This is a genomic window from Leifsonia sp. 563 (genome assembly GCF_040545055.1).
Taxonomy (GTDB): domain Bacteria; phylum Actinomycetota; class Actinomycetes; order Actinomycetales; family Microbacteriaceae; genus Leifsonia.
In genome coordinates this window covers 292,448-308,737 of the sequence record NZ_JBEPLE010000003.1, presented here as the reverse complement: position 1 = coordinate 308,737, position 16,290 = coordinate 292,448, and the positions used below count along the sequence as shown (strand labels likewise).

The following is a 16,290-nucleotide window of genomic DNA, read 5'->3' as shown; positions in this document are numbered from 1 at the left end:
CCGGATCAGACGTCCGGGTGGGCGGCGACGAACGAGCGGTACGCCGAATACGGCGGGTCCATGTGCGTTCCCGCGTCGTCGACCAGCCCCCACTGCGTGCCGCCGTCGAGTTCGTAGAACATCGACGACAGGAAGCCCTCGGTGTTCCGTCGCGGCCCGAACTCGGCGAGCTGCGCGGCGATGTAGGAGGCCCGGTGACTCTGCGACTGATTGGGGTCGGAGTTCCACTCGGTCAGCAGGAACGGCACGCCATAACGGGCCTTGCAGTAGATCGGCAGATCGAAGGACGGGCCGGCTCCGTCGGTGCCGATGCGGAAGATGTCACCGTCACCCTCGTAGTTGTGCCACGTGGTGAGGTCCCAGCGGACAGGGGGATGGCCGATCGAGCCGTCCGGCTGCCACCCCTCCCACAGCCCGTCCGCGGCGGCGACGTCCGACTTGCAGAAGTTGATGCCGCACTGAGCGCCCGGCTGCACGCTCTTGACGCCGTCGATGAGCCCGCGCATCAGCCCGCGCATGAGCGGCCAGTTGTCGTTGTCGAAGTCGACCAGTTTGGTCCCTGCGTCCGCCTCGTGCTCCGGCAGGATGATGGCCGAGTTCCTGGTCAGTTCGTTGCCGCACTCGAACATGGTCACTCCGTGCGGTGTCAGAGCATTCGCGACGGCTTCCCCGATCGAGCGACCCGAGGCATAGGCGGCGTCCTCGGAGGCGTACAGCGCCCCGCTCGAGTCCTCCAGGCCCGAGTCGATGACGGGCAGGACGGTGATTCCCGAGGCGCCGAGGGACTGCGCGAGTGTCGTCACCGGCCCCAGGCTCGCCGGGTCGTCCGTGCAGTTGACCCGATACACGGTGCACCCCAGGTCGGTCATCAGGCTCGCGATGAGCGCGGGACTCTGGGGGGTGTCGTGATGCCCGTTCATCCCGTAGAGCATTCCGGCGGGAACGGACAGCGGAATGCGGGGGTCGGTGCAGTGCAGCCAGGCGTCGTTCCAGCCGGCGTACCACTGGCCGCTCGTGTTGACGCAGTAGATCACTCCGCCGTACCAGAGCAGGAGCGCGACGTCGTAGGTCACGCCAACGGTCGAGCCGTTGCGGTAGATGACCCCGCCCGACACCGTCCAGACATCGCCGCCGTTATCGGTGATCGAGGTTGCGGAGGGGATGGTGGTGCCGTCCGGAGACGCGTTCGGCGAGTCGCCCATCCGGAGCCTGGGGGTCGGCGCCGCGAGGACCGGCCCGACGTCGAGGGCGCCGAGAACCGCTCCCGCGGTCAGTGCCGTCGCGCCGAGGAAGACCCTCCTCGACATGCTGCGTTCGTTCATCCTGAGCCTCCATCGCCTCACACCTGATGACATCTGCGCAATCGCTTGTGCACCACAAGAGTGCACCGACGCCGCGATGCCGTCAAGAGCCCGAGAGAAGCGATTGACACTCCATCGCGCGGCCACTAGTCTGACCGCGCCGCGAGATATGGCGGCACATCACCTTCTCGAACGATGGAGTTCCGCGTCATGAAGAAGCATCCGCTGTACCTCCTGGCATCGACGGCCGCCGCCGGCGCGCTGCTGATAGCCCCATCTGCGCAAGCCTTTGCGCACACCAACCCTTCGACATCGCCGACCGTCCGCGCGGCGACCTTCACCCCGTCGGAGTGCCCGGCCACCACGCCCAACCCGACGACGGACAATGTGAAGGACTACCAGCTCGCGTCCAACACCATCGGCCCGGGTCGCTGGTCCTACGAAGCACTGAGCGACACCGGTGCAACCCTGCTGCAGAAGGGCGGCTCCGGCGCCTTCGCCGCCGACGAGTGGGCGCTCGATCTCACCAAGCCCGAGCACGCGTGGTACGTCAAGGCAGACGGCTCGATCGGCACCGACTGGCGGCCCATCGCGCAGACCTACACCGTCCCGGATGAGGCCGACGGCAAGCCTGTCCACCTCACCGGATCGTTCACCTCTCCCGGCGGCCGCTTCCGCATCCTGCTGGCGCACGACGGCGACAGCGCCGCCATCGCCGGCTCGCTGCAGGAGCTCTTCACGTACACCGGTACGTCCACGAATTTCGATAAGACCTTCACGGCCGCGAAGGGCGACGACATCCTCTTCGTCAGCGACTCCGTGCAGACGTGGTGGGTGCCAGGCAAGCTCCAGGCCGACATCACCTCGGAAGTGAATCAGCCTGCCGCGCCGGTCACTTCGTTGCCCGCGCCCGGCACCATCGACGTGAGCACGCCGGTCACGCTGACGACCAAGACCGCCGGCGCCTGCATCCGTTACACGACCGACGGGAGCGACCCCGCCACGTCGGCGACGGCCATCACCTACACCAAGCCGGTGCCGATCACTGCAGACACCGACCTCAAGGCGGTCGCGATCGGGGTGGGCGGCGCGCCCAGCACGGTCAGCGACCTGCCGTTCGTGCTGAACGAGCCCTTCCGCGCCTTCGCCGGCGTCAACCAGGGACCGACGTCGGCCGCCAATGTCGCCGACATGCAGTGGGGCCGGCAGGACTTCGACTGGGGCACGATCGAACCGGAGAAGGGCAAGATCGACCAGGCCGCCCTGGACAAGTACGTGCAGCAGTTCACGGACGCCAAGGCGCACGGGGTGACCATCCTCCCGGTGCTCGCCTACACCGCGGGCTGGGCGGCGAACCGAACGGGCTACAGCTACGAGTTCCACGGCAAGACCTATCAGTACGGTCCCGTCACCGGCACAGAGGGCTGGAACTTCATCCGCCAGCTGAAGGTCACGGACTCCTCCGGAAAGGTGATCTCGGACGCGTCGGTGCAGACCAACATCGGCCGCACTCCCCCGCAGGATCCGAAGGACTGGGCCGACTTCGTGAAGCTCGCCGTCGACACCCTGAAGCCGCTCGGCATCACGTACTTCCAGGTGTGGAACGAGGCCTACCCCGGCTCGGGCTTCTGGGAGGGCGGCATGGACCAGTACATGCAGGACATCCAGCTCCCCGCCGCCAAGATCATCCACGCGGCAGGCATGAAGGTGGTCTACGGAGGCTGGATCTGCGGCGCCCCGCTCAGCGAGTACATCGCACTGCTCGACAAGTGGAAGGCCTGGAAGAGCATCGACGTCTACGACATGCACTACATGCCGATCGGTACGATGCAGACGATCTACGCCGCGGCGCAGAAGCGCGGCATCAAGAATCCGTCGGTGTGGCAGACGGAGATCGGCTTCACCACCGAGGACAAGTTCATCGCCGACATCTACCCGCGCGTCTTCCACTGGGCACTGTCCAAGGGCGGCAGCAACCCCGACCAGGTCAAGCTGATCTACTTCGCCGACTGGTCGCCGAACGACCCGGCCGCCTTCGGCTACAACCGCACGATCAAGAGCGGCGACGGGCTCAGCACCAAAGGCAAGACGCTCGTGACGCTCGCCGACCTGCTCCGCGGTTCGAAGGCGACGACCTACGACAGCTTCACCACGGATCCGGGCCTCAAGCCCGAGCTGAACGAGGCGCTGTCGACGGCGAACGGGTTCCTGCTCGACGGCAAGCGGATCGTGCTGGCCATCGATCTGAAACGCCAGAACCAGGCCGACATCTTCGAGGACCAGAACACGGGTGACACCATCCACCTGGACTTCGGCGAGCCGACCATCACCGTCACGCTCCGCAACGTGCACAACGTGAAATCGCTGGACCGGGTCGATCTGCTCGGCAACCGGACGCCGCTGACCTGGACGTCGGCCGGCCGGAACGCCATCCAGGTGCAGGTGCCGATCCGGGACACCGACCCGACGGTGCACGACCTGAACCAGACCGAGAACGAGGACGTGTTCTACCTCTCCGTCAACCAGGGCTGAGGCCCAGCGGCGCGCCCGTGTCGATCCCCGATACGGGCGCGTCGCAGCCCGGGAGAAACCATGCACCGCCTCATCATCGAGACCGACCTGTTCAGCGACGTGGACGACGTCGGTGCCCTGGCCATTGCGCACGCTCTCGCCGACGATGGCCGGTGCGAGATCCTCACCGTCGGCGTCAACACGCCGAGCATCTACGGCGTCCCTGCCGCACGCGGCGTCAACGGGTTCTTCGGGCGACCTGGCATCCCTGTCGGGCGCTTCCCCCTGCAGGACGAGTCCGTGTCCGAGCCCGACTATGCGAGGTTCATCACCGAGAACTACGTGGTTCCTCGGGCCCAGGACGCTGAGCTCGCCGTGACGGTTCACCGCCGCGCACTCGCCGAGGCGGCGGCCGCATCCGTCACCGTCGTATCGATCGGCTTCTTCGGCAACCTGCGCGACCTGATCGAGTCGCCGCCGGATGACATCTCCGACCTCGACGGCAGATCGCTGGTCGCGGGTGCGGTCACTCGGCTGATCGTCATGGGCGGCCGGTTCCCCGAGGGTCACGAGTTCAACATCGCCCACGACCCGGTCGCCGCGGCTTTCGTGCTCTCTCGGTGGCCGACACCGGTGGAATTCGTCGGCTGGGAGACCGGCTTCGAGGTCGTCACCGGCCGGGGGCTGTCTCGGGACAGCGAGCACAACCTCGTCGGCGCCGCCTACCGGAGATTTTCCGGAGAGGGCTCCGGCCGCGCGAGCTGGGACCTCATCGCGATGCACTACGCCGTCGTCTCCGACCCGGACCTGTATGTGCTTTCGCCGCGGGGAAGGCTGACGGTGGGGCAGAACGGGTGGACCCGCTTCGTCACTGACGACCTCGGCCCCCACCGCCATATCTCGCTCGCCGCCGAACCGGCGAGGGTGGGCGACGCCCTCGATGCCCTCCTCGAGCGGTCCACCCGCGCGAGACGACTCCCTACTCGAAGACCGGCGTGAGGAAGCGGCGCTCGTACCGTCGGATGCACCCGGTGTCGCGGGCGAACTGGAAGGCCTCCTGGCACTCGGGGTCCGATGCGGACGCCTCGCGGTAGCGCTCGTAATCCGCCAGGGACGGGAAGGTGAACAGGGCGAAGGCTTCGTCGCTGTCGCCTTCGCTGGGCATGAAGTACCCGTGGTGGGTCCCGCCGAGCTTGTTGACGAGGCGGATCCAGCGCTGCCCGTACTCGGTGAAGTCCGCCAGCTTGCTGTCGTCGATCTCGTAACGCAGGTGAACGGTGATCACGGATGCTCTCTCTCGTCGGTCAAAGGGGCGAGCCCATCCTGGCAGAGGGTGCGGCCGGTGCGGGTCGGCGGAGCTAAGGTGGCTCGCGTGAGCGCCCACGCACTCCCCGCTCGTGTTCCGGCGGTGGTGATCGGGGCCGGCCCCGCCGGTCTCGCCGCTGCCGCCGAACTGAAGCGCGCGGGCGTCGACGCTGTCGTCATCGACCGGGCCGACCGGGTCGGGGCGAGCTGGGCCGGACATTACGACCGCCTCCATCTGCACACCGCGCGCAGGCTCTCCGGACTGCCCGGCCTCCGCATCCCGCGCCGCTACGGTCGCTGGGTCGCGCGCGACGACGTGCTGCGCTACCTCGCCCAGTACGCCGCTGTGCACGATCTCGACATCCGACTGGGAGTCGCCGCTCTGTCTGTCGAGCGGTTCGAAGACCTCTGGCAGGTCGCCTGGAGCAGAGGCGACGAGCGCGGCGTCATCGCGGCCGGCACCGTCGTCGTCGCGACGGGCTATAACCACAGCCCGAAGACGTCCGACTGGCCCGGGCTCGGCGCCTACTCCGGCACGGTCCTGCATTCGAGCGCGTACCGGAACCCCGCGTCGCTCGGAGCTCGCGACGTGCTCGTCGTCGGACCGGGAAACAGCGGAGCGGAGATCGCCGCCGACCTCGCTGAGGCGGGTGTCGCCGTCTCGCTGGCAGTGCGTACTCCGCCCAACATCGTGCGACGCGCCGTGCTGGGCATCCCCAGCCAGGCACTCATCCTGTCGATGGCGCCGCTCCCGCTGAGGGCGCAGGATGCGCTCGCCGGCGCGCTTCAACGAGTGGCCGTCGGCGACCTGCGGGCGTACGGCATCCCGAGGGCGCCACGCGGGATCGCCACCCAGCAAGCCCGCGACGATGTCACGCCGACGCTCGACGTCGGTCTCCTGCGGGCCCTCAGGGCCGGTCGCGTCACGGTCGTGGCGGCCGTCTCGAGGTTCACTCCGGATGCCGTGGTTCTCGCCGACGGCACCGAACTGCATCCCGACGCCGTCGTCCTCGCGACCGGGTTCCGCCGCGGCCTCGAGCCGCTGGTCGGCGGCCTCGGCGTTCTCGCCCCCAACGGTCGTCCGCTGATCAACGCGGAGGCGCAACTGCCCGCATACCCGGGCCTGTTCTTCCTCGGATACTCGAATCCGCTGACCGGCAACCTCCGCCAGCTCGGGATCGACGCCAGAAAGATCGCCGCTGCGACGACGAGCACCATCGAGTCGGACCGGTGAGCAGCAGCGGGATACTGTACCGTTCTGGTCATTGCATGTCGCCTCGGGGGGAGCGCTGTTTCATGTCATCGTCACGTCATGGTCCGACGTCTGTGAGTCCACGCGGCCGAGCCGAGTCACTCGTCATGGGAGGGGCGCTGGGCTTCGCATCCGGAGTCATCGGCCTCCTACCCTGGCTCGTGACGGGCGGCCGCCTTCCGCTGCAGAACCTCTGGCAGACCGACACGCCGCCGGACGAGATGCCGTTCGCACTGCTGCCGGTGAGCCAGTACTCCGCCACGACGCTCCTGGTCCTGCTCCTGGTGGGCGGGGTGCTCGCGGGCGGCGCGACCCGGCTGCTGCATCGGACCGGACAGGTGGAGGCGTGGAGCGTCTCCATCGGACTGCTGCTCCTCCAGCTCGCCGCCCTCCTGCAGGCGTTCGTGGTGATCGCCGACGGGTTGGGCATCGGGCGGCCCGGCGTCGATAGCCGCGCCTCGCTCTACTTCGCCGGGATGCTCGGGGGCGCGATCGTCTCTGTGCTGTTGGCTCAGGGACTGTTCTGGCTGGTCTCCCGGCGCGCCGTCGGTCCCGCGGCGCTGGGCCTGGTGCTGGCGGCGGTCCCCGTCACCTCCTGGATCGTCGGCGCCGTCACGGCGTTGGTCGACCCGTACAGCGTCGCGCTCGCACTCGGGTCGATCTTCCGCTGGCTGCCCGCCGTCATCGTCGGTGCCGTGCTCGGGTGGTGCGGCGTGGTCCCGCTGCGCCGCCTCGGCGTGTGGGTGGTGGGGCTGATCGCGCTCTGGGTGACGCCCGCCGTCTTCACGGCCGTCTCGAACGCGCTCGGCATGCGGGTGCTCGACGGCGACCTCCGAGAGATGGCGCAGATCGCCGTCAAGATCTTCCCCGCCGCACTCGACATCGGCGTCGGCCCGGTCATTCTGGCGGCGCTTCTGGGGGCGGCCATCGTCGTCGTCCGCTGGGCCGTCGCCCGCGGTGGACGCAGACGTGAGACGCTCGCCGAGCCCGAGGCCTGAGAACGCCGGTCACGAATCGAACGAGTACCCCAGGGCGTCCGCCACCTTCAGGATCACGCCGTCGCGACCGCCGTTCCGGTCGGAGCGGACGATCTCCCGCTTGATCACCGCGACCGCCGCCGATGCGATCGGTTCCGGCGGGATGGGGAGCGGTTTGGTCCGGACCAGCCGCGTCCGGGTGATCTCGGTGTCCGCGCCGTCGAGCAGCTCGAGCATCACCTTCGCCGCAAAGCGGGTGGCCGCGACGCCGAGGCCGGTGAAGCCGCTGCTGTAGGCGACCTTGTCTCCCATCGCCGTGCCGTGGAAGGCCACCAGCCGACTGGACATGTCGATCATGCCGCCCCACGCGTGCGTGAACGTGATGTCACCGAGCTGCGGGAACGTCCGCAGGAAGTGGTCGGCGAGGCGCCGGAACGTCTCGTCCCGCACGTCGTACGACGGCTTGATCCGGCCGCCGGGATGGTACACGGCGTCGTAGCCGCCCCAGAGGATCCGGTTGTCGGCCGACTTCCGGTAGTAGTGGAACTGGCGGGAGGAGTCGGTCATCCCGAAGCGCTCCGTCCAGCCGATCGCCTCCAGCTGCTGCTCGCTCAGCGGCTCCGTCATCAGCGCATAGTCGTAGACGGGGATGGTGCGGAACCGGTTCCGGCGCAGAAGCGACGGGAAGCCGTTGGTGGCCAGCACGACCCGTCGCGCCGACACGACACCCCCGGTGGCCGTCGCACGCACGCGATCGCGCTCGTCCGACAGCCCGCGCACCGGAGTGCGCTCGTAGATCTTCACGCCAAGACTCAGGCACGCCTGCTTGAGTCCCCACGCCAGCAGCGCGGGATGGACCAGGGCCTCGCCGTCGCGTTCGAAGAGTCCCCCGCGGAAGAGCGGCGACGTCACGTAGCGCCGGAGCGCACCCTCGTCCAGGAACTCGCTGTGCTCTCCGGCCGCCTCCCGGAGCGCGGAGACCTGATGCGGTTCGGTGGCGACGGTCAGGACGCCGGTCGCTTCGTACTCCGCCTCGATGCCGTGCCGCTTCAGGTCGGCGGCGAATTCGACCCAGTTCTCCATCCCGAGCCGCTCCAGGGTCTCGAGTTCGGCCGGGAAGTACCGTTCGCCGTTCTCGGAGCCATGCGTGAGGCTCGCCTCGACGAAACCGCCGTTGCGTCCGCTCGCGGCCCAGCCCACCTCCTTGCCCTCCACGAGGACCACCTCGAGGTCAGGCTCGCGCTCCTTCGCCAGGAGAGCGGTCCACAGGCCGCAGTAGCCACCGCCCACGACCAGGAGGTCGGCGCTGACGTCGCCCGACAGCGCCGGTTGCGCGGCGGGCCGGCGCGGGTCGTCGAGCCAGAACGAGACGTTCTTCGCACCGCGGAGTGCGCGGTCGATGACGGCGGGGTCGCTGCGGAGGTCGAGGTCGTAGGCGGGAATCGGTGCGGACACGGGGTCTCCTGTGGAAGCGGTGGCGCTGGACGCTCTGCCCACCTTCCACACTAGGAGAACGCATCCCGTGGAGGCTCGGACAGTGCGTCAGCATTCTGCGTCGGCCGCAACAGGTTGTCGCGGCGCACGCCTGAAGGCAGCGTTGATCGATGCGTTGCTGAGCGACGTGGCCTGACTGCTCAGCGCGTGACGCGCACCCCGGAGGCGATCAATGGGCCGACAGCCCGCGGTGCAACACCGAGATGTTGGCGGAATGCTCGATTGAGGTGCGAGAGGTCGCTGAATCCCCACTTCGCTGCCAGAGAGGTCAATGTCGTGCGACCTTCCATGGACACGATGTCATCGGCGCACTTCTCCACCCGCAGACGCATCACGGTTTGGCTGAATGTGAGGGGCGCACTCTCGTAAATCTGATGGAGCTTCCGCACGGAGATTGCGAAGTGATGGGCGATCGCGCCAGGCGAGGTGTCGCCGTATTGAAGATGCCGTACGACGAAGTGCTCGATGCTGCTGCGTAGCGCCTCGTCGCGAGCGGGTTCTCCCGTGAAATCGTCGGACGGCTTCGCCTCAGCCAACACGCCGACGAGCGCCGCGATCGCTGTGCCCGCTGTGGTCGCCTGCGTATCGGTCAGCTCCGCGGCCCGCGCCCATGCTGAGCGCATCGTGTCGGCGAGCACCGCTCCGATCCCGCGCCCGGCCGAGAAGGGCCGCGCAATCACGTCGTCGGTGATACCGCCGGGGATCCGCGCGGATGGCACGCGGAACGAGATCGTGCGCCAGGGGTCGATGTAGTCGAGACGGAACGGGCGCGTTGCATCGACGATCGAGAACGTTCCGGGGCCCGACATCGTCTCCTGCGACCCCTGGCTGACCAGACAGCGACCGCGCAGCATCAAGTTGATGAACACCACCCCATCGGAGACGCGCGCGACCTCCTCGTCTCCGTGGCGCATAGTCTGCACGCACGTGCCGATCTCCGCCCCGTTGACGGCGCCGAACGCGTGAGAATCGACCCAGCCCTCGAGGCCCGCCTCCCGCCAGGAGTCCCGCGAATCTCGGGCAGTCGGCCGAAGTGGGGTGAAGGCCTCGCATACAACTTCGCGCCAATACGCGTATTGCTCGGATGCGGGTCGGTCGGTCGTGTTCCACCGTTGCACAACTCCACTCCCTTCCGCCGTCTGCGGACCCTGTGCGATGCGAGGGCTACAGAACCAGCAGACCAATCCAATGTTTCCGTTTGCTTCGTCGCGAGTTTCCGCGCTGTAACCGATCGCTCACATTCCCGTCGTCTGCACTGTCATCCCACCCGCACTGCACGCTCATACAATTCGCCGCATGTTCGAGCCTGGGACGCTACCCGAACCGATCCCGACCCAGCAGAATTGGAGCCACCCCGATGCCCATCGATTTCACACTCTCCGAAGAACAACTCGGTCTTCGTCTCCAGGCGCGCGAGTTCGCCGAGACCGTTCTGAAAGGCGTCGAGAGCGCTATTGCTCCGGCAACCGATCCCCTGGTCCGATTCCGCTTGCTCAAACCCTTCTACCAGCAGATGGTCGATGCTGGATTCGTCAGCGGTCTTGTCCCCGCCGAGAACGGCGGGAACCGCTTCAGCAACCTGGAGTTCGCACTCGCTTGTGAAGAACTGGCCAGGGTGGACGTCAACGTTCCATCGGCCATCCTCGGCACCGGTCTCGGGCTGTTTCCGATTATCGCGGCAGGTACGCCCGAGCAGAGGGAGCGCTTCTTCGCCCCCTTCCTGGACGGCAGCCCGGCACTCGCCGCCATTGCCTTCACCGAGTCAGCGGGCGGCGCGAACTTCGATCACCCGGATCCCCGGTACGGAGTTCAGACCTTCGCCGTCCAGGATGGCGACGAATGGGTCATCAACGGCAGCAAGGCTTACACCACGAATGCCTCCGGGTGGGACGACGGGGGCGCGGACCTGATCAGCGTGGTGTGCCGGATCGACGAAACGAAGCCTCCGGAGGAGTCGCTGGCGATCATCGTGGTGGAGAAGGGGACGCCGGGAGTGGAGATCACCGGGATCATCGACACCGTCGGCCACCGCGCAACCAACTCACCGGTTGTGGAGTTCCGGGACGTGCGCGTGCCGCTCTCCAACCTGGTCGGCGCGCCCGGCGACGGTCTCAGCCTGACGAAAGGCTCCTTCTCCTGGACATGCTCGAGCATCGGCGCGGCAGCCGTCGGCAAGATGCGTGCCGCCTTCGAGCTCGCGTATGACTTCGTCAAGACCGAAAAACGATCCGGAAGCGTGCCGGTAATCGAGCACCAGAACGCGGGCTACATGCTCGCCGACATCAAGACCCGGATCGAGGTGGGACGCTACTTCGCCTGGAAAGCTGCCGACCACTTCGATAAGACCGGAGGGCTCGATCGGGAGCTGTCGAACATGGTGAAGATCTACAACTCGGAGCTTTCGGTGCAGACCGTCTACGACGCGATGCGCTTGGTCGGCGTCGACTCGTACGGAGATCGCTCGGAGCTCGGTGGAATCATGCAGGATGTCCTCTGCTTCCCGGTCTACGACGGCGGCAATATGGGCGTCCGCCGGCGTCACCTGCACGAATTGCTTCGCAACCCCCGCTACGACCACCTGGCGGCGGGCGAGAACCGTCTCTCAGCCTAGGTCGACCGCTGGCGGTGAGCACGGGGCTTGTGCTTGCCTCATGTAAACAACATGTGACTTTTCCGTCCGCGAAGAAGCTCGCCGGATCGGATCTTCCTATGCTGCCTCCATGACCACTTCCCCCACGGCAGGGATAGCGCCCGCCGACGCGCAGCATGTCAGCGTCACCAGCGTCGAATCGGGCGGCATCGAAGCCATTCCGCCGGAGCGCCGGCACGGTTCTCCATGGCAGCTTTTCGCCACCTGGACCGCCCCGAATCTCGAGTTCGCGACGATCTTCGTCGGCGTGATAGCGGTGGCGTTCTTCGGGCTGGGCTTCTGGCAGTCGATGACCGCGCTCGTCTTCGGCACGGCGCTAGGCGCCCTCACCCAGGGCATCCTGTCCACCTGGGGTCCCCGCGAGGGGCTCGCCCAGATGGTGATCGGCCGCACGGCATTCGGCAGCCGCGGCAACATCCTGCCGTCGGCCCTGAACACGGTGATGGCCGGGCTCGGTTGGTTCGCGGTCAACTCCGTCAGCGGCGCTTTCGCACTCACCACACTGACCGGGATGCCCGCCGTGCTGTCGCTGCTGATCGTCGTCGTCGTCGAGGTGGTCGTCGCCTTCATCGGCCACGACCTGGTGCAGCTCTTCGAGCGGTACGCGACCTACATCCTGGGAGCGATCTTCCTGGTCGCGACGATCACCGTGTTCGCGCATGCGAACCTCGGCGCTCCGGTCAAGGGCGGCGGCTTCAGCTTCGCCGGCTGGACTCTGACCGCCGCTGCCGCGTTCGGCTATGCCGCGGGCTGGAACCCCTACGCGTCCGACTACAGCCGGTACCTTCCGGCGAACTCCAGCCGCCGGGCGATCGGCTGGGCGGCCGGTCTCGGCAACTTCATCAGCTGCGTCGTGCTCATGGCCGCGGGCGCGGCGGCGGCGACGATCGCGGGATTCAACCCCGACGATCCGACGGCCTCATTCACCGCCCACATGCCGGTCGTCATCCGCGACCTCACCCTGCTGGCCATCGCCGTCGGAGCGATCGCGGCGAACGCGCTCAACATCTACTCCGGGGCGATGTCGTTCCTCGCCGCCGGCATCAAGATACCGTTCGCCTGGCGCCGTGCGATCGTCGCGCTCGGCTTCGGCGTCATCGGGTTCTTCATCGCATGGAGCGCTCTGCCGGACGCGGGAGCGAAGTACGAGAACTTCCTCCTCGTCATCGCCTACTGGATCGCGCCGTGGCTCGGCGTCGTCCTCACCGACCGACTCCTGCGCCGTGGCACCGAGATAGCGAGCCTGGTCACGAGCCACGCGAACTACCGCAACCCGGCGGGTTGGATCTCGCTCCTGGTCGCCGGCGCGGTGTCGATCTGGCTGTTCTCGGCTCAGACGTTCTATACGGGCCCAGTCGCAGCGGCAGCGCCGATCGGCGACCTGACGCCGCTCGTCGGGTTCGTGCTCGCGGCCGCGCTCTACTGGATCCTGTTCCGCGCCTTCAAGGTCCGGCTCGGCGCCTCTCTCGCGACGGAGCCGTCGGTGATCGTCGGGGTGGACGCCGCGGACACGGTCGCGTGAGCGCCGCCGAAGCGGATGGCCGCATCTATACGACAGACGCCGAGAAACTCTCCGTCGCGACGGCGGAGGCGCGGCGCGGCGCGGGGGCCGGTGGCATCCCGATCGGCGCCGCGCTGTTCGACGGGGAGGGCAGACTGCTCGGCAGCGGTCACAACCGCCGGGTGCAGGACGGCGACGCCTCCATGCACGCCGAGACGAACGCCTTCCGAAACGCCGGACGCCAGCGCAGCTACCGCGACACGGTCATGGTCACCACCCTGTCGCCGTGCTGGTACTGCTCCGGCCTGGTCAGACAGTTCGGCATCGGCCGCGTGATCGTGGGCGACGACCGCAACTTCCTCGGCGGCCAGGACTGGCTGGCAGAGCACGGCGTGGAGGTCACGGTCGTCAACGACCCGGAGCTGGTCGCGATGATGGGTGCATTCATCGAGTCCAACCCCGAGCTGTGGAATGAGGACATTGGCGAGGAGTGAATGAGGCGGGTCGCACCTCCTCCCCCGAGAACGAAGAAACCGGTGTTTCGAGTCTCTTGACATTCGTATGTTACCGAACGACAATCGTTCGGTACCGAATCGATAGGAGCAGAACATGACCGGAGAACGCATCGCCCTGATCACCGGGGCGAATCAGGGGGTCGGGTTCCAGGTCGCGAAGGAGCTCGTGGCGAACGGCGTCACGGTGCTGCTCGGCTCTCGCGACCCTGCGCGCGGACAGGCCGCGGCTGAGCAGATCGGGGAGGGAGCACACCCGATCCAGATCGACGTGACGGATGCCGCCTCGATCGCCACCGCCGCCCAGCGCATCACGGACGAGTTCGGGCGGCTGGACCTTCTGGTCAACAACGCCGGCATCTCCCGCGCCCGAAGCAGCGATGGGGACTTCCTCGGCGACTATGCCGCGGCGAACAAGGCCAGCACCGCGTCCATGGACGAGATCCGAAAAGTGTGGGAGACCAACGTCTTCGGCACTCTCGCGGTCTACCAGGCGATGCTGCCGCTCTTGCGGAAGTCGGCCGATGCCCGCATCGTCAACGTGTCGAGCGGGGTCGGGTCGCTGACAGCCAACGCGGACCCGGACTACCCGTACCATTCGATGTTCGGACCGGTTTATCCGGCGTCCAAAGCGGCCCAGAACGCGATCACCCTGGCGATGATGGTCGAGCTGGAGGCGACAGACATCAAAGTCAACCTGGTCTCGCCGGCCTTCACCGCCACGAACCTGAACAATTTCGCGGGGACCGAGTCTGTCGAGGACGGCTCCCGCGAGGTGGTGCGGGTGTGCCTGTTGGGACCGGAGGGTCCGAGCGGAACGTTCACGCGTTGGGAGAACACACCTATCCCCTGGTGAATACTGAACGCATGACCGAGCCCGTTTCCGAGCCAGAGACCGTCGGCACCTGGGCCAAACGGTATTACTACGCCAACCGCGGCGCCGTCGATCGCGTTCTTCGACCGAGAGGCATCGGCTCGACACAGTGGGCAGTGCTCTACCAGCTCGCCACCAGCGGACCGACCTCACAGCGCGACCTCGGCCGCGCACTGCACATCGAACGGGCGAGTCTCAGCGGCATCATCGCGACGCTCGTACGCAAAGGCCTTGTCGAGCAGGCCCCCTCTGCGACGGATCAGCGGCAGCGGCTCGTCACCCTGACCACCGACGGTCGCGCCCTGTGGAGCACCCTCCCCGACCCGTTCGCTGAAGTACGCTCCGTCGCGCTCGTCGGCATCGACCCCGACGACCTCGCAACGGCCATTCGCGTGCTGCGCACAGCGACCGAACAGGTCGAGGCCCACACCTTCGGAGGCTCATGAGCCAGCAAGACGTTGGAGTGCGTCCGCGTTGCGCGCGAAACCCTCCGCAAACCACAGAACGGCGGCTGATGATCAGCCGCCGTTTCCGTGTTTCAAGAACCTGTAGCGAGGGCGGGACTCGAACCCGCGACACCACGATTATGAGCCGTGTGCTCTAACCACCTGAGCTACCCCGCCGTGGCATCCCCACGTCGAGCGAGCCAGTCGCAGGACGGGAGACGGAGCCCCCTGTGGGAATCGGACCCACTACCTCTTCCTTACCAAGGAAGTGCTCTACCAATGAGCTAAGGGGGCGGAGCCGTGACGGCCGGAGGCACGTCGTTTTCGGCAACCGTTCGAGGATACCACCCACGACAGGGTGCTCCGTACCATTGCGGACGCCCGGCAGCGGCGGCCCCGCCCCCTGCGAGGGTCAGGCCGCCTTGGCCGCCTCCGAGGCTCCGGCGAGCGCCTCCAGCTCGTCGCCCGTGAGCTCGAGCTCGACGGATGCGAGGAGGTCCGGCAGCTGCTCCGTGGTGCGCGCGCTGGCGATCGGGGCGGTGATGGTCGGCTGCGCGGCCAGCCAGGCGAGGGCGACCGACGCGACGGAGGTGCCGTGGGCGGCGGCCACCTCGTCCAGGGCCGAGAGGACGGCGCGGCCGGTGTCGACGAGGTACTTCGCGGCACCGCCGGCGCGAGCGCTGTCGACCGTGACGCCGTCGCGGTACTTGCCCGTCAGGAAGCCGGCCGCGAGAGCGAAGTACGGCATCACACCGAGGCCCTCGCGCTCGGCGATCGGGCGGTACGTCGTCTCGTACCCGCGCTCGACCAGGTTGTAGTGGGGCTGAAGGGCGACAGCGCGGTGGAGCCCCTCGCGCTCGGTGATCCGGAACCACTCCTCGATGCGCTCGGGCGAGTAGTTCGAGATGCCGATGTAGCGGACCTTGCCCGCATCGACGAGGCCGGAGAGCGCCGCCACCGTCTCCTCCAGCGGCACCGTCTCGTCGTCGAAGTGGGCGTAGTAGAGGTCGATGTAGTCGGACTTCAGCCGCTCCAGCGAGGCGTCGGCCGCCCGACGGATGTTGTCGGCGGCGAGTCCCTTGAAGTCGGGGTGCTGGCTCACCTTCGTGGCGAGCACCACCTGGTCGCGGTTGCCGCGCGCCTCGAACCACTCGCCGAGGATGCGCTCGGAGTCGCCGCCCGTGTTGCCAGGGACCCACGCCGAGTAGCCATCGGCGGTGTCGACGAAGTTGCCGCCCGCCCCGGTGTACCCGTCGAGGACGTCGAACGATGTCTCGCGGTCGGCCGTCCAGCCGAAGACGTTACCCCCCAGAGAGAGCGGGAAGACCTCGAGGTCGGACGAACCGATCGTGCGGCGCGGTGCAGTCATGCTGTTCTCCTTCGTTGTGTCGTTCTTCCACGCTAACGCGGTCGGCCCAGGGCTATTCCGTCTCTTCCTGAGGGTGTGGAAAGGTTGCGGCTGCCCCG

14 protein-coding genes and 2 tRNA genes are annotated in these 16,290 nt (G+C 67.5%); 9 read left to right on the top strand and 7 right to left on the bottom strand.

Annotation, left to right across the window (positions count from 1 at the left end):
• Nucleotides 1–5: 5 nt before the first annotated feature.
• The gene (locus ABIC47_RS12005; protein ID WP_354480648.1) at nt 6–1,322 is read right to left on the bottom strand and encodes a hypothetical protein; all 1,317 of its coding nucleotides are present in this window, start codon (nt 1,320–1,322) and stop codon (nt 6–8) included.
• A gap of 189 nt (nt 1,323–1,511) precedes the next feature.
• Here ABIC47_RS12005 and ABIC47_RS12000 point away from each other — a divergent pair, with 189 nt between their 5' ends.
• Complete coding sequence (locus ABIC47_RS12000) at nt 1,512–3,833, top strand: chitobiase/beta-hexosaminidase C-terminal domain-containing protein (protein ID WP_354480646.1); 2,322 nt, start codon at nt 1,512–1,514, stop codon at nt 3,831–3,833.
• Nucleotides 3,834–3,893: 60 nt separating this feature from the next.
• Nucleotides 3,894–4,811, top strand: coding sequence for a nucleoside hydrolase (locus ABIC47_RS11995; protein WP_354480644.1), 918 nt, complete (start codon nt 3,894–3,896; stop codon nt 4,809–4,811).
• On the opposite strand, the gene ABIC47_RS11990 is transcribed toward ABIC47_RS11995, so the two are convergent.
• A complete protein-coding gene (locus ABIC47_RS11990) occupies nt 4,792–5,097 on the bottom strand; it encodes an NIPSNAP family protein (RefSeq protein ID WP_089880213.1) in 306 nt (101 codons plus the stop codon). The two genes, ABIC47_RS11995 and ABIC47_RS11990, sit on opposite strands and share 20 nt — an antisense overlap.
• Before the next feature lie 87 nt (nt 5,098–5,184).
• Between ABIC47_RS11990 and ABIC47_RS11985 the strand changes: the two genes are divergently transcribed.
• Together ABIC47_RS11985 and ABIC47_RS11980 are read left to right on the top strand one after the other, a co-directional pair.
• Entirely contained in the window at nt 5,185–6,351 is a 1,167-nt protein-coding gene (locus tag ABIC47_RS11985; RefSeq protein WP_354480642.1) for a flavin-containing monooxygenase, read from the top strand.
• A gap of 125 nt (nt 6,352–6,476) precedes the next feature.
• Nucleotides 6,477–7,367, top strand: coding sequence for a hypothetical protein (locus ABIC47_RS11980; RefSeq protein WP_354480640.1), 891 nt, complete (start codon nt 6,477–6,479; stop codon nt 7,365–7,367).
• 9 nt (nt 7,368–7,376) lie between these two features.
• Here the strand turns inward: ABIC47_RS11980 and ABIC47_RS11975 are convergent, their stop codons facing one another.
• Complete coding sequence (locus ABIC47_RS11975; protein ID WP_354480639.1) at nt 7,377–8,801, bottom strand: NAD(P)/FAD-dependent oxidoreductase; 1,425 nt, start codon at nt 8,799–8,801, stop codon at nt 7,377–7,379.
• A 179-nt stretch (nt 8,802–8,980) separates the two neighbouring features.
• On the bottom strand, nt 8,981–9,958 hold the full coding sequence (locus ABIC47_RS11970; RefSeq protein WP_354480637.1) for an AraC-like ligand-binding domain-containing protein: 978 nt from the start codon (nt 9,956–9,958) through the stop codon (nt 8,981–8,983).
• A gap of 239 nt (nt 9,959–10,197) precedes the next feature.
• On the opposite strand from ABIC47_RS11970, the gene ABIC47_RS11965 reads away from it, so the two are divergent.
• The 5 genes from ABIC47_RS11965 (at nt 10,198) to ABIC47_RS11945 (ending at nt 14,823) form a co-directional block, all read left to right on the top strand.
• On the top strand, nt 10,198–11,451 hold the full coding sequence (locus ABIC47_RS11965) for an acyl-CoA dehydrogenase family protein (RefSeq protein ID WP_354480635.1): 1,254 nt from the start codon (nt 10,198–10,200) through the stop codon (nt 11,449–11,451).
• Between the two features lie 109 nt (nt 11,452–11,560).
• Complete coding sequence (locus ABIC47_RS11960; RefSeq protein WP_354480633.1) at nt 11,561–13,012, top strand: purine-cytosine permease family protein; 1,452 nt, start codon at nt 11,561–11,563, stop codon at nt 13,010–13,012.
• Entirely contained in the window at nt 13,009–13,485 is a 477-nt protein-coding gene (locus ABIC47_RS11955) for a nucleoside deaminase (protein ID WP_354480631.1), read from the top strand. Before ABIC47_RS11960 ends, ABIC47_RS11955 begins: the two co-directional genes overlap by 4 nt.
• 115 nt (nt 13,486–13,600) lie before the next feature.
• Entirely contained in the window at nt 13,601–14,359 is a 759-nt protein-coding gene (locus tag ABIC47_RS11950) for an SDR family NAD(P)-dependent oxidoreductase (protein WP_354480629.1), read from the top strand.
• Nucleotides 14,360–14,370: 11 nt separating this feature from the next.
• Nucleotides 14,371–14,823, top strand: coding sequence for a MarR family winged helix-turn-helix transcriptional regulator (locus ABIC47_RS11945; protein ID WP_354480627.1), 453 nt, complete (start codon nt 14,371–14,373; stop codon nt 14,821–14,823).
• Between the two features lie 103 nt (nt 14,824–14,926).
• Here the strand turns inward: ABIC47_RS11945 and ABIC47_RS11940 are convergent.
• The 3 genes from ABIC47_RS11940 to ABIC47_RS11930 all read right to left on the bottom strand — a co-directional run bounded on the left by ABIC47_RS11940 (nt 14,927) and on the right by ABIC47_RS11930 (nt 16,192).
• Nucleotides 14,927–15,000: transfer RNA gene (locus tag ABIC47_RS11940), tRNA-Met, on the bottom strand.
• A 45-nt stretch (nt 15,001–15,045) separates the two neighbouring features.
• Nucleotides 15,046–15,117: transfer RNA gene (locus tag ABIC47_RS11935), tRNA-Thr, on the bottom strand.
• A 118-nt stretch (nt 15,118–15,235) separates the two neighbouring features.
• Nucleotides 15,236–16,192 carry an aldo/keto reductase gene (locus ABIC47_RS11930; protein WP_354480625.1) on the bottom strand — a complete coding sequence of 319 codons (957 nt, stop codon included), beginning with the start codon at nt 16,190–16,192 and terminating at the stop codon, nt 15,236–15,238.
• Nucleotides 16,193–16,290: the final 98 nt, after the last annotated feature.